The following is a 23,972-nucleotide window of genomic DNA, read 5'->3' on the forward strand; positions in this document are numbered from 1 at the left end:
CTTGCCAGATGGGATGATGCCCATAATACAAAGGGCCATGCAGCGCACGCCACGAAAAGGAAGGCGCACGAGCGGCCGGGCCGTTCGTCTTCCTGGCGTGCCATCCAAGGGAGCGGCGGATGCAGAAGCGGCGCGTCGTGGTGACGGGAATGGGGCTCATCAGCCCCGTGGGAACGGGCGTGGAGAAGAGCTGGGAGGCGCTCGTGCGAGGCCAGAGCGGCGTGGGGCCCATCACCCTGTTCGACGCCAGCGCGCTCGACTGTCAAATCGCCGGCGAGGTGAAGGACTTCAAGGTCGACGACTACATCGAACGGCGTGAGTCGCGGCGCATGGACCGCTTCGCCCACTTCGCCGTGGTGGCGGCGGACATGGCGCTGGAGGACTCCGGCCTGAAGGTGACGCCGGAGAACGCCGAGCGCATCGCCACCATCATCGGCTCCGGCATCGGCGGCATCGCAAGCCTGGAGGAGACCCACCGCCGCACGTTGGAGAAGGGCCCGGACCGCATCAGCCCGTTCTTCATCCTCCAGATGATCATCAACATGGCGCCCGGCTACGTGAGCCTGCGCCATGGCCTCAAGGGCCCGTCCTGGGCCCCCAACTCCGCGTGCTCCACCAGCGCGCACGCCATTGGCGAGGCGATGCGCGGCATCCAGCGCGGAGAGTTCGACGTGGCGGTGGCCGGAGGCGCAGAGGCGCCCATCTCCCTGCTCGGCGTCGGCGGCTTCGCGGCCATGCGCGCTTTGTCCCTGCGCAACGACGCGCCCCAGGCCGCAAGCCGCCCCTTCGACAAGGACCGCGACGGCTTCGTGCTCGCCGAGGGCGCGGGCATGCTCATCCTCGAGGAGTTGGAGCACGCGAAGGCCCGCGGCGCGCGCATCCTCGCGGAGCTGACCGGCTACGGCGCCAGCTCCGACGCGTACCACATCACCACGCCCGCCCCCGAGCACGAGGGCGCCCAACGCAGCATGCGTGCCGCCCTCAAGGACGCGGGGCTTTCCCCGTCGGACATCGGCTACGTGAATGCGCACGGCACCTCCACCGACGTCGGCGACCTGATGGAGACTCAAGGAATCGCCCGAATCTTCGGCGACGCCGCCAGCACCGTGGCCGTCTCCTCCACCAAGTCCATGACGGGCCACATGAACGGAGCGGCGGGCGCCGCCGAGGCCGTCATCAGCGTGCTCGCCCTCACCCGAGGCGTGCTGCCGCCCACCATCAACCTCCAGCACCAGGACCCGCTCATCACCCTGGACTGCGTCCCCAACACCGCGCGCGAGGCCCACGTCGACGCGGTGATGAGCAACTCGTTCGGCTTCGGCGGCACCAACGTCTCCCTCATCTTCCACCGGTTGATCGCCTGAACCGGCGCCGGCTCTGCTCTGTAAACCGTGAATGCGGGTTTACCAGCACGTGAAGCGGGCTTGGCGCGCCGCGGCGGTAAACTTTTGACAACGTGCGTCGAACACTGCCCGGAACGCACATCCGCGCGCGGATAAAGCGCAGCGATTACATGTGGTTGCACATACTCAGGGGCCAATCGCCCTGTGGACGACGACCGTTCCGTCGCCCGCCACACAGGGAGCGGCCTCAAGAAAAACGTTGATTGCAAATCGGTAAATCGATTTGCAGAGTGGTTCAGAGGGGCGAGGGCGCAAGAGGCCAGGCGCACTCCGACGGGACCCGACTCAGCCATGAACGACAACGCACTGAACGCCAACGTGGGCCTGAAGCTCCGGGGCCTGCGACTCGCCCGCAACATCAAGCAGGCGGACGCGGCGAAGGACCTGGGGGTCTCCCCCGCGTATTTGAACCTCATCGAAAAGGGCAAGCGGGTGATGCCCTTCCCGCTGCTCTGGAAGGCGCTGCGGTATTTCGATCAGGACCCCGAGCAGTTCATGTCCACGCTGGGCGAGGGGCGCGTGGACGAAGCGCTCGCGAAGCTCCTGGACGAGCCGCTGCTCAAGAGCCTGGACATCGACCCGGAGTCGCTCCAGTCGCTGTCCGCGGAGCCGAAGCTCGCGGGCACCGTGGCCGCGCTCTTCAACCTCTACAAGAACACGCGCACGCAGTTGGAGAACGTGCTCGCGCAGCTCAACGTGGAGGAGCGCACGCGGACGCAGGGCGGCAGCGCGGGCAACGGCACCGTGCCGGGTGTGCGCTTCGACTACTCACCCTTCGACGAGGTGAGCGATTTCCTGGAGACGCACCGCAACTACTTCCCGGAGCTGGAGGAGCAGGCCGAGGAGCTGCGGCGGGACATCAGCATCGAGCGCCAGCTCACCAGCGGCCAGTTGATGCAGCTGTTGGAGAAGCGCTTCGGCTACCGCGTGCTCATCGACGCCTCGCCCAGCGGTTCGTCCGTGGTGCGCCGGTTGGACCCGGAGGAGCAGACGCTCACCCTGTCCCCGGACCTCACCGAGCAGCCGCTGAAGTTCCAGATCGCCGCGTCCATTGGCCTGTTGATGTTGGACAAGGAAAAGCTGGTGGAGCGCATCCTCGGCGCGGGGCGCACCCGGCACGGGGAGACGACGCGGCTCATCAAGGTGAACCTGGCCAACTACTTCGCCGGTGCGCTGATGCTGCCGTACGGGGACTTCTTCAAGGAAGTGCAGCGCACGCGCTACGACGTGGAGCTCTTGTCGAGCATCTTCGGCTCCACCTACGAGACGGTGGCCCACCGGCTGTGCAACCTGTCGGACCCCAAGCGCCCGGGCATCCCCTTCCACTTCCTGCGCTCGGACATCGCCGGCAACATCTCCAAGCGCTACAGCGGCACCGGCATCCGCTTCGCCAGCGGCGGCGGGAGCTGTGGCAAGTGGGCCGTGCACCTGGCCTTCCTCAACCCGTCGCAGCTCACCCGGCAGTACTCCATCATGCCGGACGGCACGACGTACTTCTGCTTCGCCAAGGTGCAGCTCCAGCCCACCGAGGGCTCCATCGTCAAGGGCACCGCGTACTCCATCGGCCTGGGCACCCACGCGGAGAACGCCAAATACCTGGCCTATGGCCTGCCCACCAATGACCTGCGCAAGGATGCCATCCCCTCCGGCATCTCCTGCCGCTTCTGCGAGCGCACCGACTGCAACCAGCGCGCGGCGGCCAGCTACCGCTTCGCCTTCTCCTTTGACGAGTACACCAAGAAGGACTGCTTCTTCTCCCCGCTGCTCGGCTACGAGCAGGCCGACAAGGTGGAGAAGGACCGGCACCACGCCCCGCCCCCCGCGGGCGCCGCCGTCCCCCCGGACGTCAATGGCACTGACCGGAGCGAGAAGCACGATTCGTTGGACAAGGCGGCCCGGCGCCGCAAGGGTGGCGACGCGTGAGCATGCACCCGCCCGACGACACCGAACGCGCCCACTTCCTCCAGGCGCTCCAGAAGCAGAAGAACGAGCTGGCCACCCTGCGCATCACTGGCTCGCCCACCCAGGTGGGTCAGGGGCTGGTGAGCCTGGCGGAGCTGCACGGCATGTTGGAAGACCATGCCGCCAGTCGCCAGTGCTACGAGGAGGCCCTCGCGATGTTCCAGGAGGCCGGCTACAAGCCGGGCCAGGCCCAGGCCTGCTTCGGACTGGGCGTGGTGAAGGCGAACTTCGAGGACCACCGGGGCGCGGTGGAGCTCATCGCCCAGGCCGCCCGGCTCTTCAACGAGACGAAGGACCGCGACGGAGAGGCCCTGTCCCGCGCCTGCATCGGTGAGTCCCTGCGCGCGCTGGGACAGCCGGAGGCCGCCGAGGAGAAGTACCAGGAGGCCCTCATCCTCTACCGCCAGACGCGCAACACGGAGCGCACCGCGCGGCTGCTGCTGGACATCGGCGACATCCGCATGGAGAAGGCCGAGTACGAGCCGGCTCGCAAGCGCTTCCTGGAAGCGCTTCCCCTGTTGGAGAAGGGCGACGACGCGGAGGCGCTCGCGCTGGGCCACCTGCTCTTGGGCGAGTCCGAGGGACTGCTCGGTGACCACGAGGGCGCGCGCACGCACCTCTTGCGCGCGGTGGAGCTGTACCAGGAGCTGCACGACCACGTGTACGAGGCCCGCGCCCGGTGGGACTTGGGCCTGTCCTGCTACTACTCGCAGGACCTGCCCGCGGCGCGCTCCCAGCTCGAAGCGGTGCTGCCACTCTACGAGGAGCAGGGCCGCGCGGACGAGGTCGCCAAGGTGCGCAACATCCTCGCCCACTTCGCCGCGCGAGGCGCCTGAGGCGCCCACCCACCGCCCTGCCCCGGGCGCCGCATCACGCTTGGATGCCGGCGCCCACCGCCAGGGCCAGAAGCCCCAGCACTCCCGCGGCGATGACGGCGTAGCGCCATTCACCGCGCAGTCCCAGCAGCGTGCCCGCCACGCCCAGCCGCGCCACCGGCGTCACCAGCAGCAGCGACGCCGCGGCCTTGCGCAGTTGGTCAATGGCCACGTGCGTGCTCTCCGTGCCTGGCAGCGCCTCCAGGCCCAGCGACAGCACGAACATGCCGCCGCTCAGCACCGCGCCCACGCGCAACACCCGGGCAATCCACCGGTCTCCCGCGAGCGTCCTGTCCCGGACGCGCGTGACGCCTTGGGACGGTGCCTCGGCGAGGCCCGCGGTGACGGGCTCCGCCTCCAGCTCGGGCGCCTCGGCTTGTTGCGCCGGGGTCGCCACCATCGTGTTGGAACCCAGTGCCGCCGGGTCCGCCATCATCGCCGCCGAGACCCGCGGCGGTTCGGCGCCGTCCGGGTCCCCTTCACTCACTCCCACACGCTCGGCCACAGTCCCGCCCCTCCCTTCCACAACATCTGCCCCGCCACCGACAGCAGCACCAATGCGAAGAGTTTCTTGAGCACGGCCGTGGGCACCTTCGGCATCAGCCGGCTCCCGAAATACGCGCCGGCCAGCACACCCACCACCAGCGGAGACACCAGGGCCAGCTTCAGGTGTCCGCGCAGCGCGTAGGCGGCCACGCTGGCCGCGCCCGTCACGCCAATCATCAGGTTGCTGGTGGCGCTGGCCACCTTGAAGGGCACCCGCATGCCGTAGCTCATCAACGGCACCTTCAGCGGCCCACCGCCCACGCCCAGGAGCGCGGAGAGGCCACCCGCCACGAACGAGCCGGAGATGCCCAGCGGGTAGTTCGTCGGCTGGTAGTCGTCCAGCGTCGCGGGCTCACCTCGAGGCGAGCGCAGCAGCATCATCTGCAGCGCGACATAGAGCGTGAACAGGCCGAACACCACCGCCACCATCGCCGGTGCGATGAGCGCCGCCACCAGTCCTCCGGCGATGGCGCCGAGCACCGTGGCCAGCTCCAGCGTCAGGCCCAGCCGGATGTCACTCAGGTGGTTGTCGACGTAGCCAGCCGCGGCGGCGCACGAGTTGGCGACCACGCACATCAAGCTGGCTGGAACCGCCTCCTCCAGCGGCAACCCGAAGCCCAGCACCAGCGCGGGCACCAGGACGATGCCACCTCCGATGCCCAGCATCGCGCCCAGTGCTCCCGCGAGCCCGCCCACCACCATGAGGAGAAGAACCGTCATTCCTTCACGAGAATAGGAGCGGGCCATCGCCGCGCCCAGCGCCATTCCCCTCTAGGAGACAGGCTCGGCAGGACGGTTGCTCTGCGCGCGAAAGAGCCCAGCACTTCAGGGCGATGCGCGGCGCGCTATGCGGCGCGTACGCCCAGGTTTCCCTCTGGGAAAGCCTCCAGGAAGCGGGCACGCGTACGAGGTGTGAAGGTGCCCCTCGCCATGTAGCCGTGCAACCTCCGAAGGACTCCACGCGCCGACTCCAGCGCACCTTCGACCTCCTGGGAGAAGTCGAACGTGTCGTTGCGGTACAGCTCCTGGAAGGACAAGTGGGCGAAGGCGGGCAGCGCGCGCGTGCGCCCCATGGGGCTGGAGAGGAACAGGCCGGAGACATAGAGGCCGCGCACCCAGCCATCCACCTCCGCCTTGGACGGCGCCTGCCCCACGCGCTCCTGCGAGGACAGCCGCACCAGTTCGTAGATGCCCCGGCCGATGCCTCGCCACGGGAAGCCAGGACTCTTCACCACCTGACACTTCTCGCGCAGCCGGGGCGTGCCCAGCAGGTCCACGCCGTGCAGTTCGCGCAGGTAGAAGAGCGTCTGGGCCCACTCGATGTCACGGTGCGCCGCCAGGGCCCGCTCGCCGCGACGCCGATGCCGCACCACCAGGTTGTCCACCACCGGGTGCAGCCGTCGGTCCAGGCACAGGTGCGTGAAGTAGCCGGCGAGCAGGGCCAGCCCTGGCTCGGTGCCCACCAGCGCGCCCGTGGCCACCAGTTCCGCCATCTTCAGCCCGAAGCCCACCGGCGCGCGCTCGTGATACAGCCTCGCGAACAGGGGCATCTCCCGCTCGGGCAGGAACGCGGAGAGGCCCCCTCGGACGCCCTCGCACAGCGGCAGGTCCGGCAGCGCCACTCCGAAGCGCGCGTAGGCCAGGTCTTCGGAGAGAGCGCGCACCCAGTCCGCCGGCAGCTCTCCGGGGTTGGCGGCCAACCGTTCGATGGCGGTCAGATGCATCAGCAAGGTGGGCATTGCCTGACTGCTACCCAGGCCCCTGCTGCAATGCAACGCTCGAATGAAATCCAACGCTTTGCGTGCAACAGGGTGGGCGTTACAGTCCGCGCCCTTCCGTATTTCCCCTCTCCCGTTCAGGAGTTCATCGGCCCATGAATTTCACCTTCGTCTCCGGCGACGCCACCCTCGCGAATGGCGACCTGCTCGTCATTCCGCTCTTCGAGGGCGAGCTGGGTGAGGGCGCCCCGGCCAGTCTGGCTTCGGCGGACAAGTCCCTGGAAGGCCGTCTGCGCGGGGCCGCCACCCAGGAGGGCTTCAAGGCGAAGGCCGACCAGTCCCTGGTGATGCACACGCTCGGCCGGACGACGGCGGGCCGCGTGTTGCTCCTGGGCCTGGGCAACCGCGCGCGCTTCCACCCGGAAGTCCTGCGGCTGGCGGCGGGTCGCGCGGCGAAGACGGCCCAGCGGCTCAAGGTGACGTCGCTCGTCGTGGCGCTGCCCGCCACGAAGGCGCCCGCGGACGCGGTGCGCGCGGTGGTGGAGGGCCTGGAGCTGGGCGCCTACCGCTTCGACAAGTACAAGTCCTCCGCGCGCGAGGAGAAGGGCGCGCCCAAGCCCACCAAGGTCGCGCTGGCGCTGCCCGAGGGCACGGAGAAGTCGCGCGACGTGGAGGATGCCCTGGCCCTGGGCAAGCGCGTGGCCGAGGCCTCCAACTGGGCCCGCGACCTGGTGAACGAGCCGCCCAACGCGGTGACGCCCACGGTGCTGGCCGAGGCCGCCCGGAAGTCCGCGCGGGAGCACGGCCTGAAGATCACGATTGGCGGCAAGCGCGAAATCGAGAAGCTCGACATGGGCATGTTCCTGGGCGTCACGGCCGGGAGCACCGAGGAGCCCCGGCTCATCCACGTCGTCTACACGCCGAAGAACGCGCGCGACGCGAAGCGCCCGCCGCTGGCGCTGGTGGGCAAGGCCATCACCTTCGACTCGGGAGGCCTGTCGCTCAAGCCCACCGAGGGCATGGTGGACATGAAGACGGACATGGCGGGCTCGGCGGCCGTCCTGGGCGCCATGCAGGTCATCGCCTCCATCAAGCCGCCCTTCCCCGTGCACGCCTTCATCGGCGCGTGCGAGAACATGCCGGCGGGCAATGCGTACAAGCCGGGCGACATCCTCACGTCGCGGCTGGGCAAGACGGTGGAAATCACCAACACGGACGCCGAGGGCCGCCTCGTCCTGGGCGACATGCTCACCTGGGCCTGCGAGCACCAGCCGTCCGCGGTCATCGACCTGGCGACGCTCACGGGCGCGTGCATCGTCGCGCTGGGCAACTACATCGTCGGCGCCTTCGGTGACAACGACGGCACGGTGAACGAGGTCCTCCAGGCCGCGCGCACCGCCGGCGAGGAGATGTGGCGCCTGCCGGTGAGCGAGCTGCAGAAGGACGCGCTGCGCTCCGAGGTCGCCGACATGAAGAACTCCGGCGAGCGCTGGGGTGGCTCCATCAACGCCGCCCTGTTCCTCAAGGAGTTCGTCGGCGAGACGCCGTGGGTGCACCTGGATATCGCCGGTCCGTCCAACAGCCCCAAGGAGCGCGGCTACAACGCCAAGGGCGCCACCGGCGTGGGCGTCCGCACCCTGGTGGAGTGGGTGCGGCTGCGCACGGAGACGCAGGCCACCGAGGCCGCCGAGGCCCCCGCGAAGCCTGCTCGCGCGGCTCGCGGCGCCCGGAAGTCCGCGCGGAGCTGAGCAGCACGCCTCCGCGGCCCGTCCACCGACGACGGGCCGCGAGAGGGCGCGGACAAGGCCCGCGTCCCCCTTCCCTGGGAGAGGACCCTGGCCGAGCAAGGGCGCGGACGAGGCCCGCGTCCCTTTCTCTAGGAGAGGACCCTGGCCGCGCGTATCGGGCCGAGGGTTCCGCTCGGAGCCAGTGGCCGAGCACCGGCCCTCCGGCTCAGGGCCTAACGGCCTGCGGCACCTTGCTCGGGACGGCCTTGCGATTCGGCAGCGGGCGGATGCCAGCGATGAGCGCATCCACGTTCTGGATGTCGCCCGCCACGGCCTGAGCCGGCCACGTGGCCAGCATCATCAGCACCCGGCCTTCCTGGCCCTCGCGCACGGCCACTCGGCCATGCACGTTGTCACCCACCTGGAAGTTGAAGCCCACCGCCGTATCGGACAGTGCCAGGGGCACGGGGTCCGTGGTGATGAAGCCCGGCTGCTGTCGCAGTCCCTCCGTGAGCCGCTCGGCGAACTGGGTGGGCGTGGCCACCGCGGGCGCCACCTGGAGCACCACCTGCGCACCTGACGGAGGGTGACGCAGCACCACCGGAATCGCGAGCCCCTCCGGCGTGCGCTCGTTCGTCGCGTCCAACTGCCAGTCGTCACTGGGCCGGATGATTTCGAACCCCAGCTCCTCGTCCACGTACGGTCCAGACACGGAGGCCTTCATCGCCTCCACCTGTCCCTGTCCCGAGCCGCCCGTTCCAGGCTGCGCCGCGTCCGCCTTCACGGCCTGACGCGAGCCGCTACACCCCGCGCTCACGACCAGGAACCCCCACGCCAGCTTCCGCAACACACCCATGACCATCGTCCCCCGACCACGAACGCCGTGGCCGCGAACGTGGGCATGTGCCGCCTGCTAGGCCAGCCCTCCCTGCAGGGTGCGGTAGGTGTTGGACAAGCGCTCGGCCACCTCGGACGGCAGGACGTTTCGCGCGGAGAACAACGCGTACGACACGATGGCGTCCAGCGCCTCCAGCGTCAGCGCCCGCGCCACCGCCTCGCCACCACCGGACAGGTTGGCGCGCAGCCGCGCCACATCCACCCGGCCCTCCGCGCTCAACACCACGCCGGCATACGCGTCCTCGAGCCCCGACGGCGGCGCATCGAGGAAGCCACGCAGCAGGTCCACGTCCTCCCCCGCGTCGCGCAGCGCGCGGTGGATGAGGGACAAGAGCAGGTTGTAGCGCTCCTCCGCGGACAAGAGCTCCCACGCCATGCCCTCCACGGCGGGCACGGGCGGCGCGGGAGGCGTGGCGGGTCGCACCGTCAGGTGGCCGCCCTGCACGCACTCCTCCAGCCACGCGAAGAACGCGTGGTGTCCGCTCTCGCGCACCGTGCGCAGCTCGCCCAGCGTCGTGCCCGCGCCCAGCAGCCGGAAGAGGCGCTCCTCACCCGGGCGAGGCCCCTTCGGCCCGGTCTCCGCGCGCATGTCCTCCGGATAGCGCCGCCGCCACCGCGACAGCTCCTCCGAGCGCTTGATTCCGGTGAGCACCAAATCACGCGTGCGCTCCGGCAGCTTCACCACGTCCGCCATGGGCGCGGGGCCCTCGACGAAGAGGAAGCTGCCCTCCGTCAACTCGAAGAGGCTCAGCACCACCTCCCGCACCACGTACGTCATGGCGCTGTAGAGATGGGCCTCGGACACGAGTCCCTCGGAGGTGAGCACCTGGCCGATGCGCCGCGACGGCATCACGCGTGAGAGCGCCTGCGTGAGCTGTGCCTGCGTCACCAGCCCCAGCCGCACCAGCACCGCGCCCAGCCGCTCCCAGCGCTCCGTGGACGTGGCGAAGACGACCTGCCCGTCCCGGAAGGACACCGTGCGGCGGACGGCGCCGTGCTGCACGGCGAGCAACCCGCTGCGAATCCCCGTCAGGACGTGGGCGAAGACTTCCTCCACCGAGAGCGTCCCGAGCGTGCCGGCCAGGAAGCCAGCGAAGCCCATGGGCTCCTGGAGGAGCACCATCCCCTCCGGCCCATGGAACCAGGCCGAGAGGGGACGGGAGGAGGACAGGCCAGCGGCGAGCGACTTCTCCAAATCCAGCGAAGTCGCCTCACCACCGACACGGGGCGTGGCCTTGGGTTTCTGGGCCACCGCCCGTGCCCTCCGAACCGCGTGATTACTTCTGCGCCGTCGGCTTCAGCTCGGCGTCGATGATGCTCTTGAACTCTTCGACGGGCTGCGCACCCGACAGCATGATGCCGTTGATGAAGAACGCCGGCGTGCCGCTGACGCCGACCTTCTGCGCGTCCGCCATGTCGCTCTTCACGGTGGCGGCCTTCTCACCGGAGTCCAGGCACTTGTCGAACTTGGCCTGGTCCAGCTTCAGCTCGCCCGCGTACTTCTTGAGGTTCTCCAGCTGGAGCGCGGACTGGCTGGCGAACAGCTTGTCGTGCATCTCCCAGAACTTGCCCTGGTCATTGGCGCACAGCGACGCCTCGGCGGCCTTCTGCGCCTCCTTGTGGAAGTCCAGGGGGAACTGACGGAACACCAGCTTGATCTTCCCGTCGTACTCCTTCATCACCTGGTCCACCGCGCCAATGGCGCGGCTGCAGAACGGACACTGGAAGTCGCTGAACTCGACGATGGTGATGGGCGCGTTGTCCGGGCCCTTCGACGGGCCGACGGCGGAGACCGTCTTGCGCTCGGCGGGAGCACGCGGCGGCTCCGGCAGGGTGATCTGCACGTTGGCGTTCTTGCGCAGCTCCGCGAAGAGGGCCTGGGCGCGCTCCTGCTTGGGCTGCTGCGTGAGGAAGTCGAGGATCTGCGGCTTCATCTGCTCGAACGTCGAGCCGGGCGGCAGCTGGCCCTTGGCGCCGTCGAAGACTTCCTTGATCTTCTCCTCGGTCGGCGCGGGAACCTTGTCGTCGATCTCCGCCTTGAGGAACTGGTCCTGCGTGATGCCGCGCTTCTTGGCCTCCGCATCGACCAGCTTCTCCGTCACCATGCCCTCGAGGCCGCGCTTGCGAAGCTGGAACTTCTGCTTCTCCAGGTTGGCGATCGGCTCCTGGACGCGGTCGTTGAGCTCCTTGTAGGTGATCTTCTGGCCGTCACCGAAGGTGGCGACCACGGTGTCCGGGGTGGGCTCACCCGCGGGGGCCTGGGCGGCGGCGGGAGCCTGCGCGGTGACCGGCGCCTTCTCCTTGTTGCAACCGGCGGTGAACGAAGCCGCCAGCAGCGCGGCGAGGATGACGTTGGTTGGACGCATGGGCATGAGCCCGCGACTTAGTCGAGCCAGCCCCGACCTGCAAGGAAATGCCAAACCAACATCAGGCGACGAGCGGCTCCAGCTCCAGCGCGCCGGCCAATCCTGGCAGGCCCAGCTCCAAGCCTTCCACGTCGCGACGACGCGCGGGGACAATCTCATAGCAGCTCGGGTCTGAAAGGACCTTGCGAACCAGCTTGTGATTGAGCGCGTGGCCCGTCTTGTAGGCCGTGAGGTGGCCAATGACGGGACGGCCGAACAGAGACACGTCACCGATGGCGTCGAGGATCTTGTGACGCACGAACTCGTCGGTAAAGCGCAGCCCTTCCGGGTTGAGGATGGACACCTCGTCCACGACGATGGCGTTGTCCAGCGAGCCGCCGCGAGCCAGGCCCAGCTTCTTCAGCTTCTCCACGTCACGCAGGAAGCCAAACGTGCGCGCGCGGGAAATCTCCCGGGAGAAGTCCCGGTCGCTGAAATCCAAATCAAACGCCTGACCCTGGATGACGGGGTGCTCGAAGTCGATGGTGCAGCTGATGCGGAAGTGGCGCGAGGGGGTGAGCGAGGCCTGCTTGTCGCCATCCACCACGGACACGGGCTTGCGGATGACGAGCAGCTCCTTGGGCGCGTCCAGCTCGCGGATGCCCGCATCCTGGATGAGGGCCGCGAAGGGAGCGGCGCTGCCGTCCATGATGGGCACTTCGGGGCCGTCCAGCTCCACCCGGGCGTTGTCGATGCCCAGGCCCGCCATGGCGGACATGAAGTGCTCCACCGTCGCCACCTTCACGCCGTCGCGGCCCAGCGTCGTCGCCAGCGCCGTGTCCACCACGTACTCCGCCAACGCGGGGATGCTCACCGGGCGAGGCAGGTCCGTGCGCACGAAGACGATGCCGTGCCCCGCGGGCGCCGGACGCAGCGTGAGCGTCACCTTCGCGCCCGAGTGGAGCCCGATGCCCTGGAGGCTGGCGGTCTTCGAGAGGGTGCGCTGGTTGTAGGAAGACGGGGGCATGTCGGTGTCGCCTCGTGGCTGCTCGTGCTGCGGGACTTCCGAACGGTCATCTGGCCAGATGGCGCCGGAATCGTTCAACAGTGGTCTGACGCGACGCGCAGATTCAGCAAGTGGCATGCCACGACAGCGTGACATCCCGCCTTCCGTGGTGGGGGGCTCGAATGACTCGAACCCCTTGGAACGGTTGGATTTTTTCTGACATCGCGGTGGGTGCCCATCGTGGCCAGCCACCCTCCCCCCGTCCGAGGGTTGGTGAATTCACCCGAAACCGTGACATTGGTGTCCGGGAATTCTTCACCGCCTCACCCGCCGCCCTGCCCCGTGACGCGCTTCGCAACGAAGCGTGTCTTCCATGCAACACGGGGGCGTCCATAGCGCAAGGAACTGGCTGGAAGCAAACACGCCCCGTACGAGCACACCCCGTGGGGGGTTGCGTCATACGGGGCGAGTGGGCGTGGGTCGATTTTCTCCCCCCACGTGAGGGTCAGCGAGTCGGGACCGCGACAAAGCGATCGCGGAGCGCCTCGGCTTCCTGGCGGTCGAACCCCCTGCCCTGGAGGAGGGTGCGGCGGCTGACGGAGTGGAAGGTGGACTCCAGCGTCTGGCTGAAGCGGCGCAGGTCCTCGGCGAGCCGGCTGCGGATGCCGGGGCCCTCGGGCGGCCAGGGCAGCTCCACCAGGAGCGCGGTGAAGCGGTCGAAGGCGTCGTAATCCGAGTAGCGCAGCAGCTGGTAGCCGCCGTCGTGGAAGTACGCGAGGAAGGTCTTCAGCGCGTCCAGGGAGCGCTCCGCGGCGGGCACGTCCTCCGCGCGCAGGAACCCCTCCGCGGAGCGGCACAGCTGGGCGTACACCCACAGGTCCTTGCGCAGCCGCAGCGCGGCGTCCTGGGGGCTCACCAGCGCGTCGAAGACGTCGTCGGACAGGCCGCCATTGGGGGCCAGGGCCTCCACCAGCGCGACGACCTGGGTGCGCAACAGCGACCTGAAGGCGGCGGTGGCGCGGGCGGGCGCGTCCGGCTCCTTGTCCACGTGGGCCAGCACCTCTCGGCCGATGCGCTCCGACTCCTTGGCCAAATCCCGCGCCGTCCGCAGGGCCGCGGCCTGGAGCGCCTTGGAGCCCGCCTTGGGCGACAGTTCCGCGTGCAGCCACGTGGCCAAGGCGTGCGTCTCACTGCGCACCAGCGCCAGCAGCACGCGCACCCGCCGGGGCACGGGCGGCGTGCCTTCCGCGTCCACGTAGGCCAGGTAGTGCAGCAGCCGGAACAGCCCCAGGAACGCGGTGGAGAAGCCGGCGCGCTGCTCTTCCGGCATCCCCACGAGCAAATCCAACAGGCGCACCGAGCGCAGCCGGTCGTACTCGACGCGGAACTCCAGCGGCCGGAAGGGCCGGAAGTAGCGGTTGAGGACGATTTCCTTCAGGGCGAGCTTGCCCAGGTCCTGGAAGAGGTTGAGCCGCGCGGTGGGCAGCTGGAGCAGGTGGTCCAGCAGGTTGCGCAGCGCGTCCAGGTCCTCGCGCAGCACGAAGAGGCTCTCCGACGGCGTCTCCTGGTCCAGCTCCTCCTCGATGAGTGCGCGACGCACCCGGTCATCCGCGAGCTGGGTCTCCACGTACTTGCGGAAGACCATCTTCTGGTCGCTGTCCGGGTCCTGGAGGTGACGTGCGACACGGATGGCGCGGTCCATGGCGTCGCGCACGTCCACCAGCTCCTCGTGGAAGTCGCGGGTGACGAGCGGCCGGTCCTTGGCGTCCACCACGGCGGTGAGGTTGAGGTAGCGCTCCACCGCGCGAAGGAGCATCTCGAATTCGAAGAGCAGCTCCTCCCGGCCGTCCACGGGGACGCCGCGAAGCCAGCGCTCACGCTCGGCGAGGAAGCCCGCGCGCGACGTCTGGGAGGCCCGCATCAGGTCCGCGTAGAAGTCACGCGCGACGCGGAGGGTGGTGGGTCCGGAAGCGGGAGACGCGGGGGAGGTGGCCTGGCTCATGGCTCGCGGGTTTCAGAAGAGGCTGCCCTGGGGCGTGGGCGGTGGCTGCTTCTTGAAATACTGGTAGGTGCGGTGGGTGGCCATCCGGCCCCGGGGCGTGCGCTGCAGAAAGCCTTCCTGCATCAGGAAGGGCTCGTACACGTCCTCGATGGTATCGCGTTGTTCGCCCACGCTGGCGGCGATGGTCTCCACGCCCACAGGACCGCCGCCGAACTTGTCCAGGATGGTGAGCAGGATTTTGCGGTCCATGGAGTCCAGGCCGTTGGCGTCCACGCCCAGCCGGTCCAGGGACTTCTTCGCCAGCTCCAGCGTGATTTTCCCGTTGCCCTCCACCTCCGCGAAGTCGCGCAGCCGGCGCAAGAGCCGGTTGACGATGCGGGGCGTGCCGCGCGAGCGGGTGGCCACCTCGTGGGCGGCCTCCTTCTCCAGGGGGATGCCGAGGATGCGCGCGGAGCGGTGGAGGATGAGCTCCAGGGACGCGGCGTCGTAGTACTCCAGCCGCTCCTGAATCTGGAACCTGTCACGCAAGGGCGAGGTGAGCAGGCCCGTGCGCGTCGTCGCGCCAATGAGCGTGAAGGGCGGCAAATCAATCTTCATCGCCCGGGCGGCCGGCCCCGTGTCGATGGTGATGTCCAGCCGGAAGTCCTCCATCGCCGGGTAGAGGTACTCCTCCACCGCCGCGTTGAGCCGGTGGATTTCGTCGATGAAGAGGACGTCGCGTTCGTTCAGGTTGGTGAGCAGGCCCGCCAGGTCGCCCTTGCGCTCCAGCGCGGGACCGCTCGTCACGTGGATGCCCACGCCCAGTTCGTTGGCGATGATGTGCGCCAGCGACGTCTTGCCCAGGCCCGGAGGGCCGGAGAACAGGCAGTGGTCCAGGGCCTCGCCCCGACTGCGAGCCGCCTGCACGTACACCTTGAGCTTCTCGACGACGAGCCCCTGTCCCACGTACTCGTGGAACGAGCGCGGACGCAGGGAGGCCTCGAGCCGGACGTCCTCCGGGAGGACCTCTTCGGAGAGAGTGTCGGACTTCCTCGCCATGACCATGGGACCCTATACAGGAAGGCCGCGCGTGTCGCCCACATCCTCGGGCTGGACTCGGGGACGCCCAGCAGGCCAGGGAGCACCCACCGTCATGACCGGCTTCGACGCCACGTTCCCTGGTGCCTGGGCAGGCGTGTGGACTGGCGGACGCTCGAGTGAAACACGCCGACGTTGCCTGGCATCCCCGCCGCCGGGCCGGAGAACATGGCCCGTGCGCTCCGTTCGTCGCGCCGGTCTTCGACCTCTCGCTGTCACGGTGAATCCATGAGCCAGAGCCCCGCGTTCCGCCCCCTGCCCTTCCTCGCCGAGGCCCACTCCGAGCCCCTGCCAGGCCTGCGTCTGCAGAGGCTGCGCCGCGCGGCGCTCGAGGCCCGCGAGCGCTTCGTCCAGGAAGGTCCCGTGGCGGCGGTGGCCACCTGCGAGCTCGTCACGTTTCCCTATCCCGCGCAGTTCGCCTTCAGCGGGGCGGCGCTGTCACCCGCGCCGTACGTGATGATGACCAACCGCATGCAGGTGGTGCAGTTCGTCGACGCGAAGGGCGAGCGACGCACGCTGCTCTTCAACCCGTCCGACTACGAGCGGGGCGTGGCCGCGCCGTTCTACCACGCGCTGCGCGAGCGCTACGGCGGCTTCGTCTCCGACAAGCTCATGTCCACCCGGCACGGCACGGTGCAGAGCCACCTGGCCTCGCTGGGGCTGACGCCCGCGGACGTGGACTACCTGGCCTTCGACCATCTGCACATCCAGGACCTGCGCGGGTGGCTGGGGGGCGACGGCGTGTCGGCGTACTTCCCCCGGGCGAAGCTGCTGGTGCAGCGCGCGGAGTGGGAGATGGTGAAGGACCTGCACCCCATGCAGACGGTGTGGTTCGTCCCCGGTGGCGCCGACATCCCCGCCGAGCGCGTGGTGCTGCTCGACGGGGACACGTGGCTGGGCGTGGGCGCGGCCATCCTCAGCACGCCAGGCCACACGCGCGGCAACATGTCGCTGGCGGTGGCCACCTCGCGCGAGGTGTTCGTCGTCAGCGAGAACGGCGTGGCCACGGAGAGCTACACGCCGCTCCTGTCCGCCATCCCCGGCGTGCGCCGCTTCGCCGAGCACATGGGCTGGGAAGTGGTGCTCAACGGCAACACGCGCGAGGACTCGCTTTCGCAGTACTCGTCCATGGTGGTGGAGAAGCTCTTCGCCGGGCACTCCGCGGTGGAGGGGGCGTTCATCAACTTCCACCCCTCCTCGCTCCTGACCTCGCACCTGCTCTCGCCGGGGCTTGCCCCCACCATCGTCCTGCCCGCGCCCAACTTCGGCGACGTGCGGCCCACGCCCGCCAGCCGGCGCGCGGCCTGACGTCAGCAGCCTCGCGCGTCCGAAGCCGCCCCGGTGGCGCAGGGCCAGGCGGGACGCAGGGGCACCGCCCACAGCGCCTCGTCCGCCGGCGCCTCTCCGGCCAGGAAGAAGACCTCCGAGCCCGAGCGCACGAACGAGCGAGGGTCCGACGATGACGTCCCCGGCGCGATGTCCGTCAGCCGGCGCGTGCGCCACAACCACCCATCGCTGGACCACGCCTCGCGCCCGTGGAGGGCCGTCTTCGCGGAGAAGAACAGCCAGCCGTTCTCCGCCACCAACTGCTCCGGCTCGCTGCCCTCCGGGCCCCACTGGAGGTCCCACACCATCCACGTCCCCAGGAGCGTGCCGTCGCTGCGCCACAGCTCGCGCCCGCGCCAGCCGTCATCCGCCGCGAAGTAGAGCACGCCATCCATCACCACCAGATGCGACGGCAGCGCGCCCTTGGGCCCCGGCCAGATGTCGCGCACCAGCCGCGTGCCCGACACCGTGCCGTCGCTGCGCCACAGCTCGCCCCCGTGGAGCGTGTCGCCCTGCTCCCCGAAGTAGCCATCCGCGCCGGCCAGGAAGAACACCGAGCCATTCATCGCCGTGAGGTACGAGGGGAACTCTCCGGTGAAGTCCCGCACCCGCGTCGCGGAGCCCGGCCGCTCCGACGTCACCCACAGCTCCGCGATATCCATCCCCGTGTCCCGCAGGAAGAACAGGCGCCGCTCCGACGCCGTCAGCGACAGCAGCACCCCCACCGCCGACTGGTAGAGCACGCGCGCCTGGCCATTCGCCTCCACCACCCACAGCACCGCGGCCTCGGGCGAGTACGACACCAGGGCGAGGCGCTTCCCCCACGCCGTCAGCGACACCAGTTGGAGCGAACCGGGGCCCGGGACGAACTCGTGCACCAGCCGCGTGCCTGACTCCGTGCCGTCCGTGCGCCACAGCTCCAGGCCGTGCTCGAAGTCCTCCGCGGTGAAGTAGAGCCAGTCGCCCACCCTCGTGAGCGCCCGGGGGGCCGAGCCGCGCTCGCCGGGCAGCAGGTCCTTCACCATCACCGTGCCCGCTTCCGTGCCGTCGGTGCGCCACAGCTCGGGTCCGTGCTGGCCGTCATCCGCGACGAAGAGCACCCACGGCTCCAGCGGCGTCAGGAAGCGCGGCACCGAGCCCATGGTCCCCGGACGGATGTCCTTCACCACGCCCGCGCAGCCCGAGCGCCCCGGGCTGCTCCACAGCTCGCGACCCTGCCCCACCGCCTCCGCGCTGAACAACAGCCGCCCGTCGCCCCGCGCCAGCCACTCCGGCTTGGAACCCGGCGACCCCACCGGGTCCGTCCCACAGGCCCGACGCGCCGTCACCTCCGCGTCCGCCTCCTCCGGCGCCGCATCCACCGAGGCCCGGGCCGACGCCACGCGCTCGCTTCCCGGTTCGTCACTCGACTCGAAGGCCGGACCACACCCCACCCCGCCCAGACTTCCGACGAGAACGGACACGAGCACCGGGACGCCACGCCATGCCTTCATGTGAGCAACTCCTTGTCCTGGGTGGGGCACTCGCCTCCACCGCTGTGGCTGGAAAGTGTCACCGTCGATGAAACTGGCTACCCACTGCGGGTAGGAGGCAGCCCAGGCTGTCCGGCATCCTGCGACAGGCGTCGACCCTTGCCGCCGAGCCGACACAGGGCCCGTCGGACCCTGGACCGTTTCGATTTCTCAGAGGAAAGAAGCTTGTGCGGGCTGGTCAGGGAGGTCCGGATTTGGCCACCCGACTACACCCGCGACGGCGGACGTCCAGAAGACGTCAGGCGCCTGCCCTGAGGGACTTGAGGGCCTCGCGGAAGAGGACCTGGAAGGACGCGTCGGCACCCAGCCTGCTGGTGGCCAGCTCCGCGGCCTTTTCCGCCTGCGGGGGCTTGTAGCCAAGGTTGAGCAGGGCGGAGACAAGGTCGGATTGAGGCCCGCTCACCGGAATGGGCGCAGTCCCCCGGGAGACTGCCTCCAGGTGGACGTTCTTCATCTTGTCCTTCAGCTCCAGCACCAGTCGCTCGGCGGTCTTCTTTCCCACGCCGTGGATCTTCGCCAGGCGCGCCACCTCGCCGCGAGACAGGGCCGCCACCAGCTCCGGCACCTCCATGCCGGACAGCACGCCCAGCGCCATGCGCGGCCCCACGCGGGAGACGCCGTTGAGCAGCAGGAAGAGCTCTTCCTCCGCCCGGGTCAGGAAGCCGAACAGGTCGAAGGCGTCCTCGCGCACCACGGTGCGCACGCGCACGTCCACCGTCTGGCCCTCCGGCGGAAGCTTCCCCAGAGCCAACGTGGAGAAGTTCACCAGGTAGCCCACGCCCTGCACGTCGATGACGGCGCCCTCGGCATCCTTCTCCAGCACCACGCCACGCAGCCGAGCGATCATCCCGCCTCCGGGCGCCGATAGGACGGCGCCAGTCTGTCCGCGAGCAGCGCCGCGGCGCCCTTGCGCTTCTTGCCAGCCGTGCTCGCCGTGGGAACGGCGGCGCGACCATGGTTGAGGTGACACAGCGCCACGGCCAGGGCGTCGCTCGCGTCCGCGCGCCCCAGGTCCTTGGCTTCCAGTTGCAGGAACGTCCGCACCATCCGCGCCACCGCGTCCTTGCCGTCCGCGCCGCCGGCGCCCACCGACTTCTTCACCTTCGCGGGCGCGTACTCGAAGACGGGCAGCGACACCTGGGCCGCCGCCAGCAGCGCCACGCCGCGCGCGTGCCCCAGCACCAACGCGCTCCGGGCATTGCGGAAGGTGAACAGGCCCTCCACCGCCACCGCCTCCGGACGGAAGATCGCGAGCTGCGCGCTCAGCGCGGCATGCAGCTCCTTCAGGCGAAAGGCCAGGGGCGCTGATTCATCCACCTTGATGACGCCGTGGCCCACATGCACCAGTCGGCCTCGCTTCTCTTCCACCACCCCGTAGCCCATGAAGCGGCTGCCAGGGTCTACTCCGAGAACGCGCACCGTTCGCTCCGTTCGCCCCGCCGCTACTGCGACAGGGACTCCATCAGGGACTCGTCGATCTCGAAGTTCGCGTGGACGTTCTGCACGTCATCGTTGTCCTCGAGCGCGTCCATCAGCTTGAGCATCTTCTTCGCATTATCGCCGTCGAGCTGGACGGTATTCTGCGGCAGGTACGCCCACTTCTGCTCGCCCACCGGCAGGCCCCCGGACTCCAGGCCCGTGGCCACCGTATGCAGGTCCACCGGCGCGGTGCGCACCTCGAAGCCGTCCGCGCCCTGGGGCACGACGTCCTCGGCGCCCGCTTCCAGCGCCTTCTCCAGCACCGCGTCCTCCTCGGGGCCGGGCTTGACGGTGACGATTCCCTTCTTCTGGAACATCCAGGCCACCGCGCCCTCGGCGCCCAGGTTGCCGCCGTGGTGACCGAACGTCGAGCGCACGTCGGCCGAGGTGCGGTTGCGGTTGTCGGTGACGCACTCGACGAGGACGGCCACGCCGCCGGGGCCGTAGCCCTCGTACATCACCTCTTCGTAGCGCTCCCCTTCCAGCTCGCCGGTGCCCTTCTTGATGGCACGCTCGACGGTGTCCTTGGGGATGTTGGCTTCACGGGCCAGGCCCAGCGCCACACGCAGACGCGGATTGCCAGCGGGGTCTCCTCCCCCGAGTCGCGCGGAGACGGTGATCTCCTTCACGACCTTCGAGTAGAGCTTGCCCTTGGTCGCGCCCATCGCGGCCTTCTGGCGCTTGATCTTCGACCACCGATTGTGACCGGACATGGAAGGTGTCGCCTCTGGGCGGCCTTGTCTCCCAGCCCGGGGCGCGGAGTCAAACCTTCAGTCCGCATCTCCTCGCGACACCCCGGGCACCGGGTCCACCGAGGGCACGGGCTCGAAGAAGCCGAGCACTCCCGAGCCTCCGCGCGCGCGCTCCCGCTCCTCGATGAAACACGCGGGCACCAGCACGCCCAGCGCGAACAGGCGCGTGGATGCCTCGTACGCCACCGCCTCCGGGTAGAGGCACTCCAGCAGCACGGCGCGCACCGTGCGTCGCCCATCGAACAGACGCACCACCTCGCCCACGTCCTCGGGCAGCGCGGGCAGCTCCTCCGCCAGCCGCGCGAAGTCCACCGTCAGCCGTGAGGCCAGCGGCAGGCCGCGCGCCCTCAGCGCCTCGAAGCGCTCCAGCGCCGGCAACACCGTCTCGCACAGGTGCGCGCGGTCCATGGTGAACGAGCCCTTGTGTAATTCGGGCCCCAGGGCCACCGCGTACGCGCCGCTGGCGAAACCCAGCAGCCGGCGGAACGCGAGGCTGCCGCGCTCGCCATGAAACATGGCGTCCACCACCAGGCCATGGCGGAAGGAGAACCAGCCCTCACCCTCCGCGAGGACGAGCCGCCCGGAGCGCACGCCCGCCAGCAGCGCCCGTGTCACCCTCGGCAGGGCCAGCCTCGCGGTATGTGACTCGAACGTCGCCGCGCCCGTCGCATACCCCGACTTGAGGCGCGCGAGCGACACCACGTCCTCCACGTCCAACGGGCGCGTCAGGTAGTCGTCCGCGCCCACGCCACCGGCCAGGTCGCGGTGGAAGTCCTCCTCGCGCCGCGCCAGCAACAACACCGGCAGGTGCGCGGTGCGCACGTCCGCGCGAATCTGTCCGCACAGACTGAAGCCGTCGCCATCCGGCAGCTCCACGTCCGCGATGACCAGTCTCGGCAAGGGGCCGTCTGGAGCCAGCGCATCCAGCGCCGCCTGCGCCCCACCCACCAGCAGCGCCTCGAAGCCCGCCTCCACCAGCGCCGCCGCCAGCGCCGACTGCGCGCCCGCGTCCGAGTCCACCAGCAGCACCCGCGCCCGACTCCGCCCCCCTCGACGACGCGCGCCAACCTCCGACGGCACCGACGCCGTCGGTTCATTGCGCGCGGAGAGCTGTGTAAGCGCGGGAGTCATGGATACCGAATTATTCCAGCGAAGCTTGATAGATTGGCAACCTGGACACAAGTCCTCGGAATCGTTGAGTTTCGGTAACAAACAGGTCGCGGTAGGGTGCGCGGCATGACGCGCTCGGTCTCTTCCTGGCTCCTGGTGTCCGCGCTGTTGCTGACCTCCGCCTCCGCCGCCCAGCAGGCGACGGCCGCGCAACCCGGAGAGGAGGGGCGCGTCACCGTCGAGCAGACGCCCGTCTCGTCCGAGGAGGATCCGCTCGGGGCGGTGATTGCGCCGGTGACGCTGCCGGCCGGGACGACGGCGCTGTACGGCTACGCGGGGGCGCCGGAGATTGGCGTGGGGTTTCGCCAGGGCATCTCCAGCTTCGAGCTGGAGGCGCGAGCGCGGCTCAACTGGTTCCAGCTATCCGCCGCGCTGGAGCTGGTGGGGCGGCTGAAGGTGCTGGAGCGGGGCTCGGTGTCGCTGGCGCCGACGCTGGGGCTGGGCGTGGTGTTCAACTCCGGCTCCACGTACATGGACGACCAGAACTTCTCGGGCGTGATGCTGCGACTGTCTCCGGGGCTCATCGCCGGCTGGCGGGTGGCCGAGACAGTGACCATCCTGGGGCTGGTGGACTTGCCCCTGGACATCGGCATCTCGAAGTCGAAGTCGCTGCGCTTCCAGGCGCTCGGCGGTGGCGGCGTCGAGGTGTACCTGGGCAACAACGTGTCCGTGCTGCTCGCGGGGCAGCTGGGCACGGAGACCTTCCAGGAGCGCGCGGGCCTCTCCGACACGAGGCTGGGCTGGGCACTGAAGGCGGGCCTGGGCGCACGCCTCTTCTGACTCACGTCAGCCCGAAGCGCTCCAGCTTCTTGAGCAGTCCCTGTCGCGACAATCCCAGGGCCTCCGCGGAGTGCGTGCGGTTGCCACCGAAGCGTTTCAGCGCGTCCTCGATTTCGCGGCGCTCCAGCGCCTCCACCTTGGCGGCCAGCGTGGTGGCGCCCGGGGTGCTCGCGCGAGGCCGCTCGCTGCCGGTGAAGGACAGGTCCTCGGGCTGAAGCTCGCGGCGCTCTCCGGCCAGCACCGTCGCTCGCTGCATCTCGTGACGCAGCTCGCGCAGGTTGCCCGGCCAGCCGTGCGCGGCGAGCGACTCCGCGGCGGCATCCGACAGCAACCTCGCCCGGCCATCCGGACACAGGTGCGCGCACTGGTTGAGGAAGTGCTTGGCCAGGAGCGGCAGGTCCGAGGCGCGCTCGCGCAGCGGCGGCAGGCGGAGCTCCACGCCCTTGACGCGCCAGTAGAGGTCCTCGCGAAAGGCGCCCTCCTGGAGCATGCGTCCCAGGTCACGATGGGTCGCCGAGATGAGGCGCACGTCCACGTGCACGGGCAGGTCCGCGCCCACCGGCAGGATGTCCCCCGTCTCCAGCGCGCGCAGCACCTTCACCTGGAGCGACGGCGTCATGTCCCCCAGCTCGTCCAGGAACAGGGTGCCTCCGTCCGCCTCCGCGAAGAGACCCCGATGGTCTCGGGTCGCACCGGTGAAGCTGCCCTTCACGTGGCCGAAGAGCGCGCTCTCCAGCAAGGTCTCCGGCAGCGCGCCGCAGTTGACGGGGATGAAGGGGCCCGCATGGCGCCGACTCTTCTGGTGCACCATGCGCGCGAGCAGCTCCTTGCCGGTGCCATTCTCGCCGGTGACGAGCACGGGCAAGTCACTGGCGGCCACGCGCTCGGCCAGGGAGAGGGCGGCGAGGAACGAAGCGCTCTGCCCCACCATGGCCGCGTCGCCCGCGGCCCGCTCCAGGGACGTGCGCAGCGCCTCCACCTGGCGCTCCAGCGCCACACGGGCCAGCGCGCGCTGCACGACGACGAGCAGCACGTCCGGGTCCACGGGCTTGGTGAGGAAGTCGTACGCGCCCAGGCGAATCGCCTCCAGCGAGTGGCGCGTATCGCCCACCCCGGACACGACGATGACCTTGGTGCCCGGCCGAGCGTCGAGCAACGCCGCCAGTCCCGTCAGGCCCGAGGAGACGCTGCCATCCGGAGGCAGCATCAAGTCGAGCAGGACTAGGGGAAAGGGCCTCGCGTCGAAGGCGGCGCGGGCGGAGGGACGGTCCGCCGCCTCCACCACCTCATAGCCCGCGTCGCGCAGCAGGCTGCCGTAGACCTTGCGAAAGGCGGCGTCGTCGTCGACGAGCAACAGCGGAGGGGCGGAAGCCAT

General features: G+C 69.5%; 21 protein-coding genes. 6 read left to right on the forward strand and 15 right to left on the reverse strand.

Annotation, left to right across the window (positions count from 1 at the left end; all coding sequences use genetic code 11):
* Nucleotides 1–119: 119 nt before the first annotated feature.
* The 3 genes from fabF (at nt 120) to HUA76_RS33175 (ending at nt 4,201) form a co-directional block, all read left to right on the forward strand.
* The gene (fabF, locus tag HUA76_RS33165; protein ID WP_141643515.1) at nt 120–1,364 is read left to right on the forward strand and encodes a beta-ketoacyl-ACP synthase II; all 1,245 of its coding nucleotides are present in this window, start codon (nt 120–122) and stop codon (nt 1,362–1,364) included.
* 330 nt (nt 1,365–1,694) lie between these two features.
* Nucleotides 1,695–3,326 (forward strand): short-chain fatty acyl-CoA regulator family protein, encoded by a 1,632-nt coding sequence (locus HUA76_RS33170; RefSeq protein WP_141643514.1) that lies wholly within the window; start codon nt 1,695–1,697, stop codon nt 3,324–3,326.
* Between the two features lie 2 nt (nt 3,327–3,328).
* Complete coding sequence (locus HUA76_RS33175) at nt 3,329–4,201, forward strand: tetratricopeptide repeat protein (protein ID WP_141643533.1); 873 nt, start codon at nt 3,329–3,331, stop codon at nt 4,199–4,201.
* 34 nt (nt 4,202–4,235) lie between these two features.
* Here HUA76_RS33175 and HUA76_RS33180 read toward each other — a convergent pair whose 3' ends face one another.
* The 3 genes from HUA76_RS33180 to HUA76_RS33190 form a co-directional block, all read right to left on the reverse strand.
* On the reverse strand, nt 4,236–4,745 hold the full coding sequence (locus HUA76_RS33180; protein ID WP_306440885.1) for a hypothetical protein: 510 nt from the start codon (nt 4,743–4,745) through the stop codon (nt 4,236–4,238).
* Nucleotides 4,724–5,506: a sulfite exporter TauE/SafE family protein gene (locus tag HUA76_RS33185; RefSeq protein WP_174453558.1), complete on the reverse strand. Its 783-nt coding sequence runs from the start codon at nt 5,504–5,506 to the stop codon at nt 4,724–4,726. Before HUA76_RS33185 ends, HUA76_RS33180 begins: the two co-directional genes overlap by 22 nt.
* A 125-nt stretch (nt 5,507–5,631) precedes the next feature.
* Complete coding sequence (locus HUA76_RS33190) at nt 5,632–6,525, reverse strand: hypothetical protein (protein ID WP_141643512.1); 894 nt, start codon at nt 6,523–6,525, stop codon at nt 5,632–5,634.
* Nucleotides 6,526–6,659: 134 nt separating this feature from the next.
* Here HUA76_RS33190 and HUA76_RS33195 point away from each other — a divergent pair, with 134 nt between their 5' ends.
* Entirely contained in the window at nt 6,660–8,252 is a 1,593-nt protein-coding gene (locus tag HUA76_RS33195; protein ID WP_174463105.1) for a leucyl aminopeptidase, read from the forward strand.
* Nucleotides 8,253–8,457: 205 nt separating this feature from the next.
* On the opposite strand, the gene HUA76_RS33200 is transcribed toward HUA76_RS33195, so the two are convergent.
* The 6 genes from HUA76_RS33200 to ruvB all read right to left on the reverse strand — a co-directional run bounded on the left by HUA76_RS33200 (nt 8,458) and on the right by ruvB (nt 15,525).
* Nucleotides 8,458–9,087, reverse strand: coding sequence for a hypothetical protein (locus tag HUA76_RS33200; protein ID WP_141643510.1), 630 nt, complete (start codon nt 9,085–9,087; stop codon nt 8,458–8,460).
* A gap of 57 nt (nt 9,088–9,144) precedes the next feature.
* Complete coding sequence (locus tag HUA76_RS33205) at nt 9,145–10,380, reverse strand: DUF4388 domain-containing protein (RefSeq protein WP_174453556.1); 1,236 nt, start codon at nt 10,378–10,380, stop codon at nt 9,145–9,147.
* A gap of 25 nt (nt 10,381–10,405) precedes the next feature.
* Nucleotides 10,406–11,494, reverse strand: coding sequence for a thioredoxin domain-containing protein (locus HUA76_RS33210; RefSeq protein WP_371745506.1), 1,089 nt, complete (start codon nt 11,492–11,494; stop codon nt 10,406–10,408).
* Nucleotides 11,495–11,555: 61 nt separating this feature from the next.
* Nucleotides 11,556–12,500, reverse strand: coding sequence for a UDP-3-O-acyl-N-acetylglucosamine deacetylase (gene lpxC, locus HUA76_RS33215; RefSeq protein ID WP_141643507.1), 945 nt, complete (start codon nt 12,498–12,500; stop codon nt 11,556–11,558).
* A gap of 484 nt (nt 12,501–12,984) precedes the next feature.
* Nucleotides 12,985–14,481 (reverse strand): hypothetical protein, encoded by a 1,497-nt coding sequence (locus HUA76_RS33220; protein WP_141643506.1) that lies wholly within the window; start codon nt 14,479–14,481, stop codon nt 12,985–12,987.
* Between the two features lie 12 nt (nt 14,482–14,493).
* Nucleotides 14,494–15,525, reverse strand: coding sequence for a Holliday junction branch migration DNA helicase RuvB (gene ruvB / locus HUA76_RS33225; RefSeq protein ID WP_174463106.1), 1,032 nt, complete (start codon nt 15,523–15,525; stop codon nt 14,494–14,496).
* Nucleotides 15,526–15,786: 261 nt separating this feature from the next.
* Here ruvB and HUA76_RS33230 point away from each other — a divergent pair, with 261 nt between their 5' ends.
* Nucleotides 15,787–16,866 (forward strand): hypothetical protein, encoded by a 1,080-nt coding sequence (locus HUA76_RS33230; protein WP_141643504.1) that lies wholly within the window; start codon nt 15,787–15,789, stop codon nt 16,864–16,866.
* A 2-nt stretch (nt 16,867–16,868) separates the two neighbouring features.
* Here the strand turns inward: HUA76_RS33230 and HUA76_RS33235 are convergent, their stop codons facing one another.
* From HUA76_RS33235 to HUA76_RS33255, 5 genes are all read right to left on the reverse strand, one after another.
* Nucleotides 16,869–18,377 (reverse strand): ELWxxDGT repeat protein, encoded by a 1,509-nt coding sequence (locus tag HUA76_RS33235; RefSeq protein WP_174453555.1) that lies wholly within the window; start codon nt 18,375–18,377, stop codon nt 16,869–16,871.
* Nucleotides 18,378–18,654: 277 nt separating this feature from the next.
* Complete coding sequence (gene ruvA / locus HUA76_RS33240; protein ID WP_141643502.1) at nt 18,655–19,263, reverse strand: Holliday junction branch migration protein RuvA; 609 nt, start codon at nt 19,261–19,263, stop codon at nt 18,655–18,657.
* On the reverse strand, nt 19,260–19,835 hold the full coding sequence (ruvC, locus tag HUA76_RS33245) for a crossover junction endodeoxyribonuclease RuvC (protein WP_174453554.1): 576 nt from the start codon (nt 19,833–19,835) through the stop codon (nt 19,260–19,262). The genes ruvA and ruvC overlap by 4 nt, the downstream gene beginning before the upstream one ends.
* Before the next feature lie 23 nt (nt 19,836–19,858).
* Nucleotides 19,859–20,608 carry a YebC/PmpR family DNA-binding transcriptional regulator gene (locus tag HUA76_RS33250; RefSeq protein WP_141643500.1) on the reverse strand — a complete coding sequence of 250 codons (750 nt, stop codon included), beginning with the start codon at nt 20,606–20,608 and terminating at the stop codon, nt 19,859–19,861.
* 57 nt (nt 20,609–20,665) lie between these two features.
* On the reverse strand, nt 20,666–21,778 hold the full coding sequence (locus HUA76_RS33255) for a PleD family two-component system response regulator (RefSeq protein WP_217440536.1): 1,113 nt from the start codon (nt 21,776–21,778) through the stop codon (nt 20,666–20,668).
* 105 nt (nt 21,779–21,883) lie between these two features.
* Between HUA76_RS33255 and HUA76_RS33260 the strand changes: the two genes are divergently transcribed.
* Nucleotides 21,884–22,597 (forward strand): hypothetical protein, encoded by a 714-nt coding sequence (locus tag HUA76_RS33260; protein WP_174463107.1) that lies wholly within the window; start codon nt 21,884–21,886, stop codon nt 22,595–22,597.
* A 1-nt stretch (nt 22,598) separates the two neighbouring features.
* On the opposite strand, the gene HUA76_RS33265 is transcribed toward HUA76_RS33260, so the two are convergent.
* Nucleotides 22,599–23,972, reverse strand: a complete 1,374-nt coding sequence (locus HUA76_RS33265) for a sigma-54 dependent transcriptional regulator (RefSeq protein WP_174463108.1) — start codon at nt 23,970–23,972, stop codon at nt 22,599–22,601.

The sequence above is a fragment of the Myxococcus sp. CA056 genome, assembly GCF_013336715.1.
Classification (GTDB): Bacteria; Myxococcota; Myxococcia; order Myxococcales; family Myxococcaceae; genus Myxococcus; species Myxococcus llanfairpwllgwyngyllgogerychwyrndrobwllllantysiliogogogochensis.

What these genes read in the sequence shown, in the direction of transcription:
- fabF (WP_141643515.1), top strand. Translation starts at nt 120, where the DNA reads ATGCAGAAGCGGCGCGTCGTGGTGACGGGAATGGGGCTCATCAGCCCC.
- HUA76_RS33170 (WP_141643514.1), top strand. Translation starts at nt 1,695, where the DNA reads ATGAACGACAACGCACTGAACGCCAACGTGGGCCTGAAGCTCCGGGGC.
- HUA76_RS33175 (WP_141643533.1), top strand. Translation starts at nt 3,329, where the DNA reads ATGCACCCGCCCGACGACACCGAACGCGCCCACTTCCTCCAGGCGCTC.
- HUA76_RS33185 (WP_174453558.1), bottom strand. Translation starts at nt 5,506, where the DNA reads ATGACGGTTCTTCTCCTCATGGTGGTGGGCGGGCTCGCGGGAGCACTG.
- HUA76_RS33190 (WP_141643512.1), bottom strand. Translation starts at nt 6,525, where the DNA reads ATGCCCACCTTGCTGATGCATCTGACCGCCATCGAACGGTTGGCCGCC.
- HUA76_RS33195 (WP_174463105.1), top strand. Translation starts at nt 6,660, where the DNA reads ATGAATTTCACCTTCGTCTCCGGCGACGCCACCCTCGCGAATGGCGAC.
- HUA76_RS33200 (WP_141643510.1), bottom strand. Translation starts at nt 9,087, where the DNA reads ATGGGTGTGTTGCGGAAGCTGGCGTGGGGGTTCCTGGTCGTGAGCGCG.
- HUA76_RS33210 (WP_371745506.1), bottom strand. Translation starts at nt 11,494, where the DNA reads ATGCGTCCAACCAACGTCATCCTCGCCGCGCTGCTGGCGGCTTCGTTC.
- lpxC (WP_141643507.1), bottom strand. Translation starts at nt 12,500, where the DNA reads ATGCCCCCGTCTTCCTACAACCAGCGCACCCTCTCGAAGACCGCCAGC.
- HUA76_RS33220 (WP_141643506.1), bottom strand. Translation starts at nt 14,481, where the DNA reads ATGAGCCAGGCCACCTCCCCCGCGTCTCCCGCTTCCGGACCCACCACC.
- ruvB (WP_174463106.1), bottom strand. Translation starts at nt 15,525, where the DNA reads ATGGTCATGGCGAGGAAGTCCGACACTCTCTCCGAAGAGGTCCTCCCG.
- HUA76_RS33230 (WP_141643504.1), top strand. Translation starts at nt 15,787, where the DNA reads ATGAGCCAGAGCCCCGCGTTCCGCCCCCTGCCCTTCCTCGCCGAGGCC.
- HUA76_RS33235 (WP_174453555.1), bottom strand. Translation starts at nt 18,377, where the DNA reads ATGAAGGCATGGCGTGGCGTCCCGGTGCTCGTGTCCGTTCTCGTCGGA.
- ruvA (WP_141643502.1), bottom strand. Translation starts at nt 19,263, where the DNA reads ATGATCGCTCGGCTGCGTGGCGTGGTGCTGGAGAAGGATGCCGAGGGC.
- HUA76_RS33250 (WP_141643500.1), bottom strand. Translation starts at nt 20,608, where the DNA reads ATGTCCGGTCACAATCGGTGGTCGAAGATCAAGCGCCAGAAGGCCGCG.
- HUA76_RS33255 (WP_217440536.1), bottom strand. Translation starts at nt 21,778, where the DNA reads ATGACTCCCGCGCTTACACAGCTCTCCGCGCGCAATGAACCGACGGCG.
- HUA76_RS33260 (WP_174463107.1), top strand. Translation starts at nt 21,884, where the DNA reads ATGACGCGCTCGGTCTCTTCCTGGCTCCTGGTGTCCGCGCTGTTGCTG.
- HUA76_RS33265 (WP_174463108.1), bottom strand. Translation starts at nt 23,972, where the DNA reads ATGGCTTCCGCCCCTCCGCTGTTGCTCGTCGACGACGACGCCGCCTTT.